Consider the following 17688-nt stretch of genomic DNA (forward strand, 5'->3'; position numbering starts at 1 on the left):
GGGGGTAGTTCGGGACGATCCGGTAGGTGGAGGAGGCCCTCGGCCTACCGTTTCGTCCCTAACTACCGAGGGCGGTGGCGTGGGTGTCGTCGGCGTGCTCGAGGCGCAGCGCGAAGAGCTCGGACGGGGAGATGGGCATCGCGGTGATCGGGAAGCCCTCGGCGTCCTCGATGGCGGCGGCGAAGACCGCTGCGGACGGGATCACGCCCGCCTCGCCGGCGCCCTTGATGCCGAGGGGGTTGAGCGGCGAGGGGGTCTCGAGGTGGTCGATGTCGATGCTGGTCGGGACCTCGGTGACGTAGGGCATCAGGAAGTCCATGAACGAGGCGTTGAGCAGCTGCCCCGAGTCGTCGTAGACCATCCGCTCGTAGAGCGCGCCGCCGACGCCCTGCGCGACGCCGCCGTGGATCTGGCCCTCGACGATCATCGGGTTGATCAGGTGGCCGCAGTCGTGGACGACTGCGTACTTGAGGATCGTGATCTCCGCGGTCTCCGGATCGGTCTCGACGATCACGGCGTGCATGCCGTTGGCGAAGGTCGAGCGCGGCGGGGAGTAGAAGTCCTTGCCCTCCAGCCCAGGCTCGTCGTCCTCGGCCACGGGCGGCTTGCCCGGGTCGCCGACGGTGAACTGGGTGGCGGCCTTGGACGCCTCGTCGAAGGCGTAGCGCAGCGGGTTGGAGAGCACCGCGACCGTGCCCAGGTCGATCGTGGCGTCGGTGCCGCGCACGGAGACGACGCCGTCGACGATGTCGAGGTCGTCCTCGGACGCCTCCAGCGCCTCGGCCGCGATGCGCAGGGCCTTCTCGCGGGCCCGCAGTGCGGCGAGGTGGATCGCCGACCCGCTCATCACGGCGGCGCGGGACGCGAACGTCCCCACGGCGTAGGGCATCTTGCGGGTGTCGCCGGTGGTGATCTCGACGTCCTCGAAGCGCACGCCGAGGGTGTCGGCGACGATCTGCGCGAACGCGGTCTGGTGGCCCTGGCCCTGGGTGGTCAGGCCGGTGGCGACCTTGACCTTGCCCGAGGTCTCGACGTGCACGTGGGCGCCCTCGTAGGGGCCGACCCCGGTGCCCTCGACGTAGCAGGCCAGGCCGATGCCGACGCGCCTGCCCTGGGCGGCCATCTCGGCGCGGAGGTCCTCGAACTCGTCCCAGCCGACCAGCTCCTTGAGCTTGGCGAGCGACGCCGGGTAGTCGCCGGAGTCGTAGGTGAGCTCGCGGCCGTCCTGGAAGACCAGGCCGTGCTCGTAGGGGAACTCGTCGGGCTGGATGAAGTTCGTCGAGCGGACCTCGGTGCGGTCCTTGCCGAGGTAGGCCGCGATCGCGTCCATGGTGCGCTCCATCACGAAGCAGCCCTGCGGCCGGCCGGCACCGCGGTAGGGCGTCACGATGACGGTGTTGGTGTAGAGCGACTCGAAGACGACGCGGTAGTTCTGCGGCTTGTAGGGGCCGAGCAGCTGCGTCGAGGTGATGATCGGGACGATCAGGCCGTACGGCGTGTACGCCCCGTGGTCGTGCCAGAACTCGACGTTGAGCCCGAGCACCCGGCCGTCGTCGTCGAAGCCGACGTCGACGACGTGCTGCTGGGCCCGCTCGTGGGCGGAGGAGATGAAGTGCTCGCGGCGGTCCTCGGTGAACTTCACCGGCCGGCCGAGGGTCATCGCGGCCAGCGGCACCAGCAGCTCCTCGGGCCACGGGTGCACGACCTTGACGCCGAAGCCGCCGCCGACGTCGGGGGTGATCACGTCGACCTTGGCCAGGTCGAGGCCGAGCTTGGCGGCCACGCAGCCGCGGACGCCGGTGGAGGTCTGGGTCGACGACCACACGGTGAGGCGGCTCGTGTCGGGGTCCCACCGGGCGACGGTGCCGCGGCCCTCCATCGGCGTGCAGGCGGAGCGCTCGACGTCGAGCTCGAGGTGCAGGGTGTGCGGGGCAGCTGCGATCGCGGCGCGCGCGTCGCCGTTCTCCTGCTCCATCCGGGCGCCGACGTTGCCGGGCACGTCGTCGTGCACGAGGCGCGTGGCGGCGCGTGCGGCCGCGATCCCGACGACCGGCTGGAGGTACTCGTAGTCGACGCGGATCCGGGAGACGGCGTCCTCGGCGACGTAGCGGTCGACGGCGACGACGAAGGCGATCGCCTCGCCGACGTAGTTCACCTCGTCCTTGGCGAGGGCGTACTGCGTGCGTCCCTCGGTCAGGGCCGGGTGCGGGATCAGCAGCGGCAGGGGCTCGGCCATCGGGCCGGTGAGGTCCTCCCACGTCCACACGGCCAGCACGCCGTCGAGGTCGAGTACGTCGGAGACGTCGATGTCGACGATCCGGGCGTGGGCGTGCGGCGAGCGCAGCACGGCAGCGTGCAGCAGCCGCGGGTCGTCGTGGAGCAGGTCGTCGACGTAGCGGCCCTGCCCGCGCAGGAAGCGCTGGTCCTCGACGCGCGGGACCTTGGCGCCGAACAGCTTGGTGGTCATGCCGTCCCACCTCGCTCGCGCTCGATCTCACGCTGGATCTCGCTGGCGCGCAGGACCGACTTCACGATGTTCTGGTAGCCGGTGCAGCGGCAGAGGTTGCCGGCGATCATCTCGCGCGCCTCGTCCTCGGACGGGTCGGGGTTGTCGCGCAGCCCGGCGGTGATCGTGGTGAGGAAGCCGGGCGTGCAGAAGCCGCACTGGAGGCCGTGGCAGTCGGAGAAACCTTGCTGCACGGGCGAGAGCGACCCGTCGGCCTCGGTCAGCCCCTCGACGGTGGTGATCTCGGCGTCGACCGCGGAGACCGCGAACATCAGGCACGAGCGCACCGGGGTGCCGTCGACGAGCACCGTGCACGCACCGCACACGCCGTGCTCGCACCCGACGTGGGTGCCGGTCAGGCCGCAGTCGTGGCGCAGCGCGTCGGACAGCAGGCGCCGGGCCGGCACCGCCACCTCGTGGACGGCGCCGTTGACGTGCAGTCGGACGTCGTGGATCTCCTCCGGAACAGCAGTGCTCATGCGTCCTTCCCCTGACGGGCGTGGTCGGTGGCCGCGGCCAGGACCTTGGGCACCAGCACCTTCACGAGGTGGGCGCGGTAGGCGGCGGTGGCGTGGATGTCGTCGGCGGGCTCGAGCTCGGCCAGGGCCCGCGCGGCCGGGTCACCGGCCGGGTCGCGGACGGCGTCGGTGACGTCGACGACGACGGGCACGTCGCTCACGGACACGAAGCCGAGCCGGACCCGGGTGACGTCGTCACCGTCGGTCTCGACGAGGGCGGCGACGCCGACGAGGGCGTAGTCGCCGTGGCGGCGCGCGATCTCCTGGAAGGCGACGCCGGCGCCGGCCGGCAGTGCCGGGAAGGACGCCTCGACGGCGATCTCGTCGTGGGCCAGCGTCGACTCCAGCGGCCCGGCGAACAGCTCGGCGGCGGGGATCGTACGTCGCCCGCGCACGGACGCGACGTCGACCGACCCGCCCAGCAGCTGCAGCACCATGGGCATCTCCGCCGCCGCGTCGGCGTGGACCAGGGAGCCGACGGTGGTGCCGCGGTTGCGGATGGTCGGGTGGGCCACGTGGCTCAGCGCCATCGCGAGCAGGGGCTGGACCTCGGCCGCCGCCACGGAGGCGAGGACCTCCGCGTGGCGGGCGAGCGCCCCGACCCGGACCCCGGAGGCGTCACAGGTGACGTCCCCGAGGCCCGGCAGGGCGTTGATGTCGACCAGCATCGACGGTGCGGCCAGTCGCATGGACAGCAGTGGGACCAGGGACTGGCCGCCGGCCAGCACCTTCGCCCCCTGCTCCCCCGCGAGCGCCGCGAGGGCTTCCTCGAGGGTGGACGGGCGCAGGTAGGCGAAGGGTGCAGGCTTCATCGCGGAGCGGAGCCCCCCGAGGCCACGTCGTCCACGCCACCGTCGTAGTCGGGGTGGCTCAGGTTGCGGGTCACGGTGCCGGCACCGTGGCCGCCCCGGCCCTTGACCATGTGGAAGAACACGATGACCAGGATCGTGCCGAGGGCGATGCCGCCGAGCTCGAAGTCGTCACCGAACGTGAGGGTGACGCCGCCGATGCCGGCGATCAGTCCGGCAGCGAGGCCGACCATGTTGACCGGGTTGCCGAAGTCGACGTTGTTCTCGACCCAGATCTTGGCACCCACGAGGCCGATCATTCCGTAGAGGACGACCGTGATGCCGCCGAGGACCCCGCCCGGGGTCGCGTTGACGATCGCACCGAACTTCGGGCACAGGCCCAGCAGGATCGCCACGGCTGCGGCCACGTAGTAGGCCGCGGTGGAGTAGACGCGCGTGGCACCCATGACGCCGATGTTCTCGGCGTACGTCGTGGTCGGCGAGCCACCGAAGGCGCTGGCGAACGCGGTCGCGATGCCGTCGGCACCGATGGCGCGGCCCATGTAGGGGTCGAGGTTCTCGCCGGTCATCTCGGCGACCGCCTTGACGTGGCCGGTGTTCTCGGCGACGAGGGCGATGACGCCGGGGAGGACGAGGAGGATCGCGGTCAGCGAGAAGGACGGGCCGTGGACCACGGAGACGCCGTCGGCGAGCGTGCCGCTCGGCAGGCCGATCCAGTCGGCGGCCTGGACGCCGGCCCAGGAGACGCGGTCGTGCTCGGTGGCCTCGGTCGCACCGCCCAGCACGGACGTGATCGGGCCGAAGACCTTGTCGGCGACGAAGGACAGCAGGTAGCCGAAGATCAACGCAAGGAACACCGCGATGCGCGACCAGAAGCCCGGGAGCGCGACGGCGGCGAACACCATGAACGCGGCGGTGAGCAGCGCGATCCACTGGTCCTGGGGCCAGTAGATGCCGGCCACGACGGGAGCGAGGTTGAAGCCGATCAGCATGACGACGGCGCCGGTCACGGCGGGCGGGAGGATCCGGTGGATCAGCTCACCGCCGGCGAAGTGGACGAGCACGCCGACTGCCGCCAGCACGAGTCCGCCGACCAGGATCGCACCCGTGACGTAGGAGGAGTCGTTGCCCTCGTCGAGGGCGCGGATCGCGGCGACCGAGGCCACGAAGGACGCGCTGGTGCCGAGGTAGCTGGGCACCCGGTTCTGGACGATGAGCAGGAACAGGATCGTGCAGAGACCCGAGAACATGATGGCGAGGTTGGGGTCGAGCCCCATCACCAGCGGGAACACGAAGGTGGCGCCGAACATGGCGACCACGTGCTGGGCGCCGAGGCCGATCGTCTTGCCCCACGGCAGTCGCTGGTGCGGGAGCACCGCCTCGCCGGGTGCGGGATCGACCACGTCCCACTTGAACATCGACATGAGCAGGCCTCCAGAATTCGCAGGGGTGTGTACCCGAGAAGCCACAAACTAGTGCGCCACATCACACACCCTCACTGGCGACATCTGCCGAAGGAACGCCGGGTGTGATGACAAGTTCTTCGGCGGTTCCAGCCGATGCCTGCCGTCCGCGTGGTGGCTCTCGTAGGCTCCGGCCATGCCGTCACCCACCACCGGCGGGCCCGTCGACGTGCGCCGGGCCGCGGCGGGCGACACCCTCGCCATGGCCGCCGTCGCCGAGGCGGCGTACTCCCCCTACGTCGAGCGGATGGGCGGGCTGCGCCCCGGTCCGATGGACACCGACTACGCCGCCGCGGTCACCGACACCGAGGCATGGGTCGCCACTGACGGCGGCGCCGTCGTCGGGTTCCTGCTCCTGGTCGCGGAGGACGACGCCCTGCTCCTCGAGAACGTCGCCGTCCTCCCCTCGCACCGCGGACGTGGGGTCGGGCGCTCCCTCCTCCAGCTCGCCGAGTCCCGCGCGCTCGCGCTCGGCCTCCCCCGGATCCGGCTCTACACCCACGTGACCATGGTCGAGAACCAGGCGCTCTACGAGCGGATCGGCTTCGTCGAGACCGCCCGCACCACCGAGCACGGCTTCACCCGGGTGTTCTACGAGAAGCGGCTGGGTGTCGCGGTCGTGCCGGACGAGGACTACGTCGCCACGCTGCTGGCCATCGTCACGAACCCCGCACCGACAGGCATCGACCCGGACGACCCCTACGGCCAGGCCGACGACGGCATCGACCGTTACGACGGGTTCGGGCGTGACGTGCGCGTCGTGAGCCTGCGGGTGGTCGACGGCCCGTACGGCGACGAGCTCGAGGTGTCGTTCGTCCTGGACCTGCCGACGGACGACCCCTCGTGGAACGGCGTACCGACCAGTGGCTCGACCCGGGTGCCCTTCGACGCGGAGTGGCGCCGGTTGAGCGAGCTCGACGATCCGGCGGCCTACGCACCGCAGGTCGCGGCGCGGGTGATGCGAGCAGCGGGGCACCACATCTCGAGGCACCGGGACGGCGGTCGCCGCGACCGGGAGCGCGCCGAGCGGCAGGCCCGGGTGCGAGCGGGGCTGCCGGACCGGGAGGCGCAGCGGCAGCTGCTGCTCCAGACGCTGTCCGGCGAGGGCGACGTCACCCAGGTGGCGGCGGACTGGTACGAGCTGCGCCTGCGGCGTGACCGCGACGACGAGCCGTCGGCTCTCGGTGGGCCACCGGAGACGATCACGTTCGTGCTCACTCCCGAGGAGTGGGAGGAGGTGCTGGTCGACCACCAGGACGACCTGACGCTCCACCTCGCAGAGGCGATCGCCGACCCGGACCCCGACGAACGGTTCATGGTGTTCCACGACGGGTCGCTGCACCGCTCGACCCGGGCCGAGCTGCCGCCGGTCCGGGGCAGGGCCCGGGAGCGCGCGCTCGCCCGGCTGCGGGCCGAGCGCCCACTGGGCCCGGGTGACGGCTGGTTCGCCTTCACGCCGCCCCGGGAGTGACTCAGCCGCCGGTGGCCTCGGCGCACAGGTCCCGGGCCCGGGCGACCAACCACGGCAGCCAGACGCCGTCGATCTCGTCCAGGCACGACTCGAGGGTGTCGGACGGCGTGAACTCCTGGACGTTGCGCTCCAGGTCGGCCGTCGCCCACGCGTTGTACTGCTGGACCAGGACCGCGCCCACCACCACGAGCACGACGACTCCCGTTGCGACGATGGCCAGGATCTTCTTCACGCCGAGCATCCTCTCGCGCCGCTGACCAGCTCGGCCACGAGGCCCAGCGGCCGTCCGAGGTCCCGAGGTGGGTGGTGGGCACGCTGCCACGCGTCCACGTCGTGCGGCAGACCCCGGTCACACCGCCCGGTGGTCGAGCAGGGACGGAGTCACGAGACCCCTCGTCCCGTCCCCCTCGGTGGTTGAGGTGCGAGCGCCAGCGAGCCTCGAAACCACGCCCGCCCCCATCCCGTCCCCCTCGGTGGTTGAGGTGCGAGCGCCAGCGAGCCTCGAAACCACGCCCAGCCTCGAAACCACGCTCACCCCCATCCCGTCCCCCTCGGTGGTTGAGGTGCGAGCGCCAGCGAGCCTCGAAACCACGCCCGCCCCCTCCTGCTCAACCCTCGGTGGTTGAGGTGAGCGCCAGCGAGCCTCGAAACCACGCTCACCCCCCGCTGGTCGAGGAGGGACGCAGTCCCGTCACGAGACCCCTCAACAACCAAAGTGGTGAGTAGCCGAGCGAGGAACGGGCGAGGCGCATCGAGACCCAGTTCGCGGGACGTCTCCACAGATCCACTTCGTCGCCGTGAGTGTCGGTGGCCCGCAGTAAACTCGAACACATGATCGAAGCCTTGGAGCACCGAGTCGGGAAGGTCGACGACGACCTCTCCGCCTCCGACGTGCTCGCCTCGATCCGCTCCGAACGCGCCACGGAGAACGCCGCCGCAGCCAGGCAGCTGGTCCTTGCCGCGCGCTGGGCAGACCTCCACCCGCCCGAGTCGATCCACCACGCCGCGACCTTCACCGTCCCCGGCTGCGAGCACGAGGAACCCATCGCCGGAGAAGGCGCGCCGCTGGTGGCGGAGTTCTGCATCGCCGAGCTCGGAGCCGTCCTCGGCATGTCGACCACATCGGCGAAGAAGCTCATCGGCCACGCCCTCGAGCTGCGCCACCGCCTCCCGCGCCTGTGGGCCCAGGTCCAGTCCGGTGCCGTCCCCGCGTGGAAGGCGCGGTCCGTCGCGGAGACGACGATCCACACCGTCCCCACCCTGACGGTCGAAGCGGCCGCGCACGTGGACGCGCAGGTCGCCGCAGTCGCCGGACGCATCGGCCCCGCACAGCTCGACCGCCTCGTGGCGGAGACCATCAAGCGGTTCGAGCTCGCGGCACCCGACCCGCCTGAGGATCCGGAGGACGGGCACCTGCACGTCGACCCGCGCCATGCCACGTTGAACGACGAGGACGTCGACTTCGGCGGCACGATGCACTTCGACGCCGTGCTCGGCATCGCCGACGCCCTCGACCTCGGCCACGCCATCGCCCAGGACGCCGCGGTCCAGAAGGCCCTCGGCTCCACCGAGTCCCTCGACGTGCGCCGGTCCAAGGCGCTCGGCAACCTCGCCCGCGCCCAGACGGCACTCGACCTGGCCGGCGCCGGCGCGGAGCCCACCAAGCAGCCGCCCGCCCGGGAGGTCGTCGTCCACACCCACTTCGACGCCACCGCAGTCGGTGAGACCACGGTGTTCGGCCCCACCGGTCGGATGGAGAACCTCCAGCGGCTCGTCCTCCTCGAGCAGCTCCAGGGCTGGTGCGCCGACACCCGNCGTCGGTGAGACCACGGTGTTCGGCCCCACCGGTCGGATGGAGAACCTCCAGCGGCTCGTCCTCCTCGAGCAGCTCCAGGGCTGGTGCGCCGACACCCGCACCAAGGTCACCATCAAGCCGGTCATCGACCTCACCACCGAGCTGAGTGCACCCGGCTACGACATCCCCCAGTGGCTGCGCGAGCAGATCGCCCTGCGCGACGGCACGTGTGTGTACCCGTGGTGCACGCGGCCCGCCCGCCGCGCGGACGTCGACCACATCGTCGAGTACGACCACGAGGCTGAAGCCGAAGGTCGCCCACAACCCGGCCCCACCACCACGTCGAACCTCGCCGCGCTCTGCCGCTCCCACCACAGGCTCAAGACCCACTCCGCCTGGACCTACGCGATGGTCGCGCCAGGCGTGTTCGAGTGGACCAGCCCACACGGACACCGCTACCTCCGCGACAGGAATGGCACGGTCGCATTCGACCAGCCGGGTCTCGTGACGGGCGCCAGGGCGCCCTCCTCGACCAACGGGACTGTCGATCCACCCGAGCGACCATGACCCCGCCCCGCACCCCGCCACTCACCACGGTGGCGGGGCCATCGGCGCGTCCAGGGAGCAGCCCTATCGGTGGACCGGGTCTCGTGACGGGCGCCAGGGCGCCCTCCTCGACCAACGAGCACGCTGATCCACCCGAGCGGGCGCCCTCCTCGACCACCGGGGAAGCGGCCGGGTGCCCGAAGCCGGCCACGAAGCGCGCTGAAGCTGGTCGGGCGATCAGCTCGGGGCGGGCTCGGTGATGTCGACCGGCGCCTGCGGGAGTCCGTGTCGCAGCAGTGCGGACAGGAGCTCCCCGAGCCTCGGCGGGAAGACGGTGTCGGTCGTCCGCGACAAGTCGTCGGCTCTCCACCAACGGAAGCCCGAGATCGTCCGGGCCTCGAAGTCGCTCAGCGCCGCAGGTCTCGGCTCGAAGTGCCCCACCCTGTGCAGCAGCCAGTCCTCGTGGACCTCGACGGTTCGACCGTCGTACCGATACGTGTGGTCGCGGGTCCAGACGGGCGACCCGACTGGCAAGGTCGACAAGCCGGTCTCCTCGTGAGCCTCGCGGCTGGCTGCCTGCTGCAGCGACTCGCCGGTCTCGACACCTCCTCCGACGGGATACCAGCACTGTGTCCCCGAGGCGGGATCAGCCGAGCGGATCAGGAGGACGCGATCGTCCTGGTCCAGCAGCAGCAGCTTGACGGTCATGCGAGGCACGTGCGGAGTGTAGGAGCCGAGGTCAGTGCGGTGATCGTGACGCAACAGGTACGTCACAGCCACCGCACCAGCCGAATGGCCGATGGGACCGCGCCGATCGGCCGGCGAGCTGCGGCCGCCGAGCCGAGGCGCGCGCTGTCGGGCACAGCGATCGTGGATCCACCGATCCTCACAGCAACGGAGCCCATGATGACCACACCGTCACCCGCCATCGCCACGCTGGACGACCAGCCCCTCTCGGTGCGAGCCAAGCTCGCTGCAGCCTGGACGAGCTTCATGCTGCTCTACGCCTACGTGGACATCCTCGGCTTCTACACGCCGGGCAACGTCGCGGACATCCTCGACGGCAAGGTCTACGAGTTCGACCTGTCCCAGACCTTCTCGACCACCGTGCTGAGCGTCCTCGCGGTCCCCATGTTCATGGTCGTGCTGTCGACGTCGCTGCCCGCCCGGGCGAACCGCGCCACCAACCTCGTCGTGGCCGCACTCTTCGTCCCCTTCACGGTGTTCAACGTGGCGGGTGGGTTCTACCTCTACTTCTACGGCCTCGGTGTCGTCCTCGAGCTGGTCGTCCTGGCCCTCATCGTGAGGTGGGCCTGGACCTGGCCCCGCACCACAGCGTCGGTGACCTCCGCGACCGGCCGCGACCGCGAGACGGCCGGCGCGCACCAGCGCTAGGTCCGTGTCAGCCGCTGCCGTCGTACCCGCCGGTGCGGCGGTGGCGATCGCCCCGGGCCTCGGGGCCCGAGGTCCTGTCACGCGACCGGTTCTGCCAGCCCGCCCACACGAAGACGAGCACGATCAGGGCGAGGATGATCCACCAGACGGACATCGACACCACCTCCCGAGCCACGGTACGTCTGCGCGTCGGTCCCGGAGCGATGGTCTGGACAACCGACGCTGGCCGGCAACGACGTCGGGGCCGCCGGCAGGACGCGTGGTGCGTCCCGCCGGCGGCCCCGCCGAGGATGGTGCGTCAGCCGTTGACGGCGTTCTTGAACGCAGCAGCCGGCTTGAAGGCCGGGGCCTTGCTGGCCGCGATCTCCATCGTCTCGCCGGTCTGCGGGTTGCGGCCCGTGCGGGCCGAACGCTCGCGGGACTCGAAGGTTCCGAAGCCCGGAACGGTCACCTTGTCGCCGCCCGCGACAGCGGAGGTGATGGAGGTGATGACAGCCTCGAGGGCCTTGTCGGCCTGGGCGTTGGTCAGCTCGGCGTGCGACGCAATGGCGTCGCGCAGTTCAGTCTTGTTCACGTAGAGCTCCTGCTCGTCGGTTGTGTTCAACCGTCATTCAACATCCCCGCCCCGCTGCGGCGCTGCGGGGGCCAACCCGCAGGGGTGAGGCGGCCCTTCGCGGCCGGTCCCGGCGCACCACGTACGACGTCACCCAGGCGCGGTCGTCAGGCACCGCTCGGCGGCGGTGCGGGCCGGCACCTCACCCAGCCTCGGGTGATGTCGCGGTGCCACTCCCGGCCTACCGTCCGAAGGTGCTGATGAGTCTCAGCGCAGGCGCTTGACGGTCCCGACGAGGGCCGACCGGGCCTGCAGGTGCAGGGCGGGCGGACGCAGCACCTCGCGCTCGACCGTGCGGGGCGAGTCGCCGTGCCGAATGCTGTAGCGCGGCTGGAGCCAGCGGTCGGAGCGTGCCCAACGACGGTCGCTGGTCTGCACCGAGCGGTAGCCCAGGGGCCGCAGTGCCTCGAGCACGCCGCGGTCGTAGCGCCCGAGCGGGAGCGCGGCGTCGTGGACCCGGCTGCCGGTCACGTCCTCGAGCACCTCGCGTGAGATGACCAGCTCCTCCTGCCGCCTCGCCGCGTCGAGGCCGCGCCACGGCCGGTGCGTCATGCCGTGGTTGCCGATCGTCATGCCCGCGTCGCGGAGGCGGCGTACGTCGTCGGCGCCGAGGCTGCCGGGCTGGTCGAGCCGGCCCGCCACCACGAAGAACGTCGCGGTCAGTCCCCGCTCGAGCAGCTCCGGGAGCGCGATGTCCACGTCGGAGGCGTTGCCGTCGTCGAAGCTCAGCCGGACGTCGTCCCGGCCCACCACCCGGTCGAGCACGCCCCGGAAGACGTCACGGCTGATCCAGTAGGAGTCCTCGCCCGGCTCGAGCACGCGTTGCGGTGTGCCGATGCCGTGGAAGCACACATTCACCACACGCATGCCGGAAAGGTAGGCGACGCAGTGACCGCTCCAGCCGGTCCGACGACCGATGCTCCCCAAATGGAGGTATGTGCCCCGCCGGGCGCCGGTCTGCCCCGGCCGTGCTTCCTACGGTGAGGACCATGGGGGAGTCCGTGGGGGTGGACGACAGGGTCGAGCTCGCGCCGATCACCGGCGCCGACGTCGGTGACGTCGCCGACTTCCTGCACCAGCACCTCAACAGCAGGCTGAGTGCGGCGCAGTGGGCGAGCAGCGCCGTTCCGCCGTGGAGCGTGGACGCGCCCAACCACGGGTTCCTGCTCCGGCAGGGCGGCGCCGTCGTGGGCGCCTACCTTGCCTTCTACTCCGAGCGCGAGGTCGACGGGCAGGTACGCCGGATCTGCAACCTGGCGGCCTGGTGCGTGCTCGATGAGCACCGTGCCCACGGCGTACGGCTCGCACGGGCGATGCTGCGCCAGCGCGGCTACGACTTCGTGGACCTCTCGCCCAGCGGCAACGTCGTACGTCTCAACGAGCGGCTCGGCTTCCACTCGCTCGACACCTCGACGGCCCTCGTGCCCAACCTGCCGCTGCCTTCGAGGCGGGGCGTGCGGGTCCTGACCGCTCCCGCCCAGATCGAGGCAGCCCTGTCGGGGCGCGACCTGCAGGTCTATCGCGACCACCGGTCCGCGGCGGCCGCGCTGCACTTCGTGGTCCGCGTGGGCGAGGACTCCTGCTACGTGATCGCGCGACGCGAGCGGCGCAAGGGGCTGCCGCTCTTCGCCTCGCTGCTGCACGTCTCGGACCCGGCCGTGCTGGCGCGCGCCGGGCACGCGCCCTACCGCCACCTGCTGGTGCGGCACCGCGCGCTCGTGACGCTCGCCGAGGGGCGCGTCGCGGGCCGGCCGCCGCGGCTCTCCCGCCAGCAGGCTGCTCCGCGGCCCCGGATGTTCCGCGGCGACGGCCTGTCGCCGCGGTCGGTCGACTACCTGTACAGCGAGCTGATGTGCGTGCCGTGGTGAGCGGCGCGCCGACGACGAGGGGAACACGATGACGGAGAACCGTGGGGTCGCGGCACGGCTCAGGCACAAGCTGGTGGACGCACCCGGCTCCGCAGGCGCACGCACGCGCGCGGCGCGGTGGGCGCTGGTCGAGGAGGCGTTCCCCGACCTGGCGACCATGTCCGTGCTGGACCTCGGCGGCACCGTCGAGTGGTGGCGCCGCGCGCCGGTCCGCCCGAAGGAGGTCACCGTGCTCAACCTCTTCGAGCCCGGAGACTCCGACGACCCGGCGATGGTGCCGGTGACCGGCGACGCCTGCCGTGCCCGCGAGGCACTGGGGGCGGCGGGCGCGCCCGGGTCGTACGACGTCGTCTTCTCCAACTCGCTGCTCGAGCACGTCGGTGGGCACGCCCAGCGGGCCGCCCTCGCGCGCGAGGTGCACGCGCTCGCACCCCGGCACTGGGTGCAGACGCCCTACCGCTACTTCCCGCTCGAGCCGCACTGGCTCTTCCCGGGCCTGCAGTTCATGCCGATGGCCGCGCGCGCCCGGCTGGCCGCGCGGTGGCCGCTGGCCCACAGCAGCCCGGACTCGCGCGAGGACGCGATGTCGGAGGTGCAGTGGACCGAGCTCGTCGGGATCGCCGAGCTGAAGTCGTACTTCCCGGGCTCCACCATCCACCACGAGCGCGTGGCCGGGCTGACCAAGTCGCTCGTGGCGGTCGGCGGGGGAGCCCTCTAGCCGCGGCCTCGGGAGCCGCGGCCAGAGGAGTCCGGCACAGGAGTCCGGCGGACCTGCTGGTCGGGTCGCGCCTACGGGTTGAGGGCCTCGCCGCTGTCCCAGACGTTGCCGGACCACACGTTGCCGACCGCGCCCTTCTCGAACGACGTCACCGGCCCGTAGACGCCGCACTTGCGGTTGGCGCCACGCTCGAAGACGTTGTTGATGAACCGGATGTTGGTCGCGCCGTAGGGCTTCGAGCCCTTCTGCCCGCCGTAGGCGCAGTAGGAGATCGAGGAGTTGTTGGCGCGGAGGAAGTTGTTCTCGATCAGCACGTCGTCGATCGGGTCGAAGTCACCGAAGAGGGAGACGTCGGCCGTGCACCCACCGTCGGTGCTGTTGAGGATCGCCGTGCAGTGCAGCGTGTTGTGACGCACCACCATGGTGTGCCCACCGTTGGAGATGAACGCATTGTTGTGGGTGCTGCCGCCGTCGGGGTTGTACTGGTCGTGCAGCCAGGAGTCGCTCAGCTCGCAGAAGTTGTTGCACTGGAAGCTGTGCTGGCCACCGGTGATGTCCACCCGGCTGGCCTTGATGTTGTAGCCCCAGAGCCCGGCGGTCGAGACGGAGCCGGCGCGCACGTCGGAGTCGGTGATGGTGACCGAGCTGTCGCCGTCGCCGTAGATCGACCACACGCCCGGGACCGAGGACTTGTCGATGACGACGCCCTTGGTCTGGATGACGAGCGCGTCCTTGCACTTCGCGAGCACGTCGGCACCGGTGATGGTGACCGGGGAGCTGATCGTGCACGGCCCGGTGTAGGGGGTCAGCGTGGTGCCGGCGGGGACACCGGTGTTGTCCGGGCCCGGCCAGCCGCCGACGGGGGTGGGCGTGGGCGTCGGGGTGGGCGTCGGCGTCGGGTCCTGCGTCGAGGTGCCCGGCTTGAAGCGGACGTCGACCCAGAAGTTGGCGTCGCCGCGGGCCTCGCTGCGCGGGAAGGCCGGGCGGTCGGACACGGTCGTCCAGCCGTTGCGCTTGCCGGGCACGCGCAGCTGCGCGGTGGAGTGGCCCTTGGCGAAGCCGCGCGGCGTGGCGGCGTGGATGCCCTTGGTGCGCGTGTGCACGGACACGACGTAGCGGGTGCCCTTCGTCAGGGCGACCTTCGACCGGAACTTCACCGACTGCCAGCCGGTGCCCGCGACCGGAGCGATCGAGGTGCGGGCGAGGCGCTTGCCGCTGCCCGACCACAGCGTGGCGGAGCGCGGCGTCGCGGCCTTCCAGGCGAGCGGCTTGTAGTAGCGCACGCCGACGACCTTGCCGTCGACCTTGGGGGAGAAGCGCATGCCGACCTCGCGGGAGGGCCCCCGGCGTACGATGACGCCGGAGGGCTCGCCCTTGCCGAAGGCGCCGACGGTGGCGGCGGCGCGCTGCGGGTCGGCCGTCGGTGCCGCGGGAGCGGGACCGGTCAGCACGACCGCGGACAGGCCGACGGCCAGGAGGGCGACGGGCACGAGCCGCCGGAGGCGGCGTGGAGTAGGAGTGTGCGTGGGGGGCACGGGGGAATGCATCGATGGACCTCGCTGTCACCCGGGGGGTCGGGAACGGGGTAGGGGAACGGTACTGCGGTGGGGGCGCAGTCCGAGGCATCCTCCACAAGCCGTCAGCACGACCACAAGCCGGTGCAGGAACTTCCCCAAACGGTGCCGACACGGCCCGGTCAGCGCACGACGGTGGCCGACCAGGCCTGCTCGACGAGGAGCTGTGGAGCGGCGTCAGCCGTGGTGTCGAGCGACCACACGTCGGTCACGCCGGGCTCGTCGGCGCGCGGCATCCCGTAGAGCAGGGTGTCGTCGTCGAGCCACTCCACCTGGTCGTCGACCCCTCGCGGACCCTGCTCGAGCAGCGTGCGCTCACCCGTCGCGAGGTCCTGGACCGTGATCTGCCACACGACCTTGCGCCCCGGGTCGACGTCGACCTTGAAGGCCACCTGCGAGCCGTCCGGCGACACGGCCGGGCACTCGGCGTCGGCGGAGACCGAGGTGAGGGTGCGCTCGGTCAGGTCGCCCTCGACCAGCCAGGTGCGGCCGCCCTCGGCGACGGTGGCGTAGAACGTCTCGTCGTCGACGAAGGTGACGCCCCAGATGTTGCGGTCGGTCGGGCGCACCTGCGTGCCCTCGATGACGAGGTCGAACTTCTCGAGGTTCCCCCACGTCCTGCTGCCGTCGAAGGCGTGGATCTCCGTCGCGGTGGAGAAGCCGGCCGTCATGTAGGAGTGCCCCGACACGAAGGACGTCGTCCCGACCAGCGTGCCGTCCGGCGAGAGACGGGTGCGGCTGGGGATGCCGGGCAGGGGCGAGGAGTCGACCTCCTGCCAGTCGGCGTCGTAGGAGTGCGCCTCGTAGGTCGTGACCACCCCGCGGTCGATGGTCAGGCACGAGGCGCCGTCGGGCCCGGCCGCGACGCGGTCGCACGAGACGCCCGTGAAGGCGCGGGCGCCGCCGGGGTCGTCGAGCGGCACCATCGCGACCACGCCGAGCTCGTTGTCGAGGCCCGTGTGCCGGAACACGATGCGCGGGCCGTCCACGACCTCGGCGACTGGTGTCCGGACCGCCTCGGGCTCGGCGTCGCGCTGGGCACGTACCTCGCGGCCCTGGGCGAGGACGTAGACCCCTGCGGTCGCGACGAGGGCGACGACGATGGCGACGAACACCAGCACCCGGGCGCGCGGACCGACGTTCATGGCAGGTCAGGCGGCGGTGGTCACGGCGCCGTCGAGGCGCCCCACCCGGGTCGCCGCGAGGAGGATCGCGAGCACCAGCAGCGCCGCCACCGACACCATCGCCGTCGCGGGGCCCAGGAGCAGCCACAGCAGGCCGAAACCGGCCGAGGCGAGCATCCGGGCCAGGGCCACCACGGTCTGGGCGGCGGCGATGCCGCTCGAACGTGCCTGCACGGGCACGAGCCTACCGGCGACGGCGGCGATCACGCCGTCCGTCGCGGCGTAGAAGCTGCCGAGCAGGACCAGCGTGCCGACGGTCGCGGCGACCGTCGAGGTGGGCAGCACCGAGCAGAGGTAGGCGCCGACGAGGGCGAGGTGACCCAGGACCAGCACCCGGGCGCGACCGACGCGGTCGGCCAGCCGTCCGACCGGGACGGCGAGCGCCAGGTAGGCGACGTTGGTGCCGACGTAGAACAGCGGGAACCACGTGACGGTGACGTCGGCGTGGTCGAGGAGCGCGAGGTAGATGAAGCCGTCGCCGACCGTGAGCAGGCCGAGTGCCCCGGCCACGGCGAGCAGGGGCCGGAGGCGCCGGTCGCCCAGGTCGCGCCACCGGAACGGCGGCGGCGTCGGACCGACGTGCTCACGCTTCACCCGGACGTCGGGGCCGAGCAGGCCGAGCAGGGCCACGCCCGCGAGCGCGAAGGCGAGCGAGACGACCATGACGACGGTGTAGTCGTCGGGCACCGCCCACAGCAGGCCGAAGGCGATCAGCGGGCCGAGGGCCGCGCCGATGGTGTCGAGCATGCGGTGCACGCCGAACGCCCGACCGAGGTGCTCGGTCGGGGTCGAGGTGCTGATCATCGAGTCGCGCGGCGCGGTGCGGATCCCCTTGCCGATCCGGTCGGCGGTGACGACCGCCGCGATGCCGGCGGCCCCGGTGGCGAAGAGCAGGAAGACGCGCGCGATCGCGGAGACGCCGTAGCCGAGGAACGCCACCCACTTCGGGCGGTCGGCGGCGTCGGCCAGCCAGCCGCCGCCGAGGCGGACCAGTGCGCTCACGCCCTGGTAGAGCCCGTCGATGAGGCCGTACGCCACCGGGGTGAGGCCGACGACGGCCGTCAGGTAGAGCGGGAGGATGGCGGCGACCGACTCCGAGGAGATGTCCGTGAGCATGGAGACCACGCCCAGCACGACCACCACACGACCGACCGGCGGCCTCGCCGCGCGGTCGGCGGGTGCCAGGGCCCTGTCGGTGGTGGGGCGGTCGCGAACTGAGATGTACATC

General features: G+C 71.7%; 16 protein-coding genes. 4 read left to right on the forward strand and 12 right to left on the reverse strand.

The window, feature by feature from the left end:
• Positions 1-58: 58 nt before the first annotated feature.
• Genes cutA through ASC64_RS14495 form a run of 4 tightly spaced genes read right to left on the reverse strand, consistent with a single transcriptional unit; the run spans position 59 to position 5257 of the window.
• Complete coding sequence (gene cutA / locus ASC64_RS14480) at positions 59-2467, reverse strand: aerobic carbon-monoxide dehydrogenase large subunit (RefSeq protein WP_056908232.1); 2409 nt, start codon at positions 2465-2467, stop codon at positions 59-61.
• Positions 2464-2985 (reverse strand): (2Fe-2S)-binding protein, encoded by a 522-nt coding sequence (locus ASC64_RS14485; RefSeq protein WP_056908233.1) that lies wholly within the window; start codon positions 2983-2985, stop codon positions 2464-2466. Before ASC64_RS14485 ends, cutA begins: the two co-directional genes overlap by 4 nt.
• Positions 2982-3836 (reverse strand): FAD binding domain-containing protein, encoded by an 855-nt coding sequence (locus ASC64_RS14490; protein WP_056908234.1) that lies wholly within the window; start codon positions 3834-3836, stop codon positions 2982-2984. Before ASC64_RS14490 ends, ASC64_RS14485 begins: the two co-directional genes overlap by 4 nt.
• Positions 3833-5257, reverse strand: a complete 1425-nt coding sequence (locus ASC64_RS14495; protein WP_200937773.1) for a uracil-xanthine permease family protein — start codon at positions 5255-5257, stop codon at positions 3833-3835. Before ASC64_RS14495 ends, ASC64_RS14490 begins: the two co-directional genes overlap by 4 nt.
• Before the next feature lie 175 nt (positions 5258-5432).
• On the opposite strand from ASC64_RS14495, the gene ASC64_RS22130 reads away from it, so the two are divergent.
• Positions 5433-6767, forward strand: coding sequence for a GNAT family N-acetyltransferase (locus tag ASC64_RS22130; protein WP_156385210.1), 1335 nt, complete (start codon positions 5433-5435; stop codon positions 6765-6767).
• A gap of 1 nt (position 6768) precedes the next feature.
• Here the strand turns inward: ASC64_RS22130 and ASC64_RS14505 are convergent, their stop codons facing one another.
• Together ASC64_RS14505 and ASC64_RS14525 are read right to left on the reverse strand one after the other, a co-directional pair.
• Entirely contained in the window at positions 6769-6999 is a 231-nt protein-coding gene (locus tag ASC64_RS14505) for a hypothetical protein (RefSeq protein WP_156385211.1), read from the reverse strand.
• A 2346-nt stretch (positions 7000-9345) separates the two neighbouring features.
• Entirely contained in the window at positions 9346-9816 is a 471-nt protein-coding gene (locus ASC64_RS14525; protein WP_235563776.1) for an NUDIX hydrolase, read from the reverse strand.
• Between the two features lie 195 nt (positions 9817-10011).
• Between ASC64_RS14525 and ASC64_RS14530 the strand changes: the two genes are divergently transcribed.
• Positions 10012-10503 (forward strand): DUF6326 family protein, encoded by a 492-nt coding sequence (locus ASC64_RS14530; RefSeq protein WP_156385213.1) that lies wholly within the window; start codon positions 10012-10014, stop codon positions 10501-10503.
• A 7-nt stretch (positions 10504-10510) separates the two neighbouring features.
• Here the strand turns inward: ASC64_RS14530 and ASC64_RS22135 are convergent, their stop codons facing one another.
• The 3 genes from ASC64_RS22135 to ASC64_RS14540 form a co-directional block, all read right to left on the reverse strand.
• Positions 10511-10657 (reverse strand): hypothetical protein, encoded by a 147-nt coding sequence (locus tag ASC64_RS22135; protein WP_156385214.1) that lies wholly within the window; start codon positions 10655-10657, stop codon positions 10511-10513.
• A 144-nt stretch (positions 10658-10801) separates the two neighbouring features.
• On the reverse strand, positions 10802-11077 hold the full coding sequence (locus tag ASC64_RS14535; RefSeq protein ID WP_056908428.1) for an HU family DNA-binding protein: 276 nt from the start codon (positions 11075-11077) through the stop codon (positions 10802-10804).
• 246 nt (positions 11078-11323) lie between these two features.
• Complete coding sequence (locus tag ASC64_RS14540) at positions 11324-11983, reverse strand: polysaccharide deacetylase family protein (RefSeq protein ID WP_056908240.1); 660 nt, start codon at positions 11981-11983, stop codon at positions 11324-11326.
• A gap of 122 nt (positions 11984-12105) precedes the next feature.
• Between ASC64_RS14540 and ASC64_RS14545 the strand changes: the two genes are divergently transcribed.
• Together ASC64_RS14545 and ASC64_RS14550 are read left to right on the forward strand one after the other, a co-directional pair.
• Complete coding sequence (locus tag ASC64_RS14545; protein WP_156385215.1) at positions 12106-12984, forward strand: hypothetical protein; 879 nt, start codon at positions 12106-12108, stop codon at positions 12982-12984.
• Positions 12985-13012: 28 nt separating this feature from the next.
• The gene (locus ASC64_RS14550) at positions 13013-13702 is read left to right on the forward strand and encodes a class I SAM-dependent methyltransferase (protein WP_056908241.1); all 690 of its coding nucleotides are present in this window, start codon (positions 13013-13015) and stop codon (positions 13700-13702) included.
• A gap of 71 nt (positions 13703-13773) precedes the next feature.
• Here ASC64_RS14550 and ASC64_RS14555 read toward each other — a convergent pair whose 3' ends face one another.
• From ASC64_RS14555 to ASC64_RS14565, 3 genes are all read right to left on the reverse strand, one after another.
• On the reverse strand, positions 13774-15237 hold the full coding sequence (locus tag ASC64_RS14555) for a DUF4082 domain-containing protein (protein ID WP_235563759.1): 1464 nt from the start codon (positions 15235-15237) through the stop codon (positions 13774-13776).
• A gap of 161 nt (positions 15238-15398) precedes the next feature.
• Positions 15399-16421, reverse strand: coding sequence for a hypothetical protein (locus ASC64_RS14560; protein WP_056908243.1), 1023 nt, complete (start codon positions 16419-16421; stop codon positions 15399-15401).
• Between the two features lie 6 nt (positions 16422-16427).
• Positions 16428-17687, reverse strand: a complete 1260-nt coding sequence (locus tag ASC64_RS14565) for an MFS transporter (RefSeq protein WP_082550494.1) — start codon at positions 17685-17687, stop codon at positions 16428-16430.
• Position 17688 lies beyond the last annotated feature (1 nt).

Source organism: Nocardioides sp. Root122 (genome assembly GCF_001425025.1).
GTDB lineage: Bacteria > Actinomycetota > Actinomycetes > Propionibacteriales > Nocardioidaceae > Nocardioides.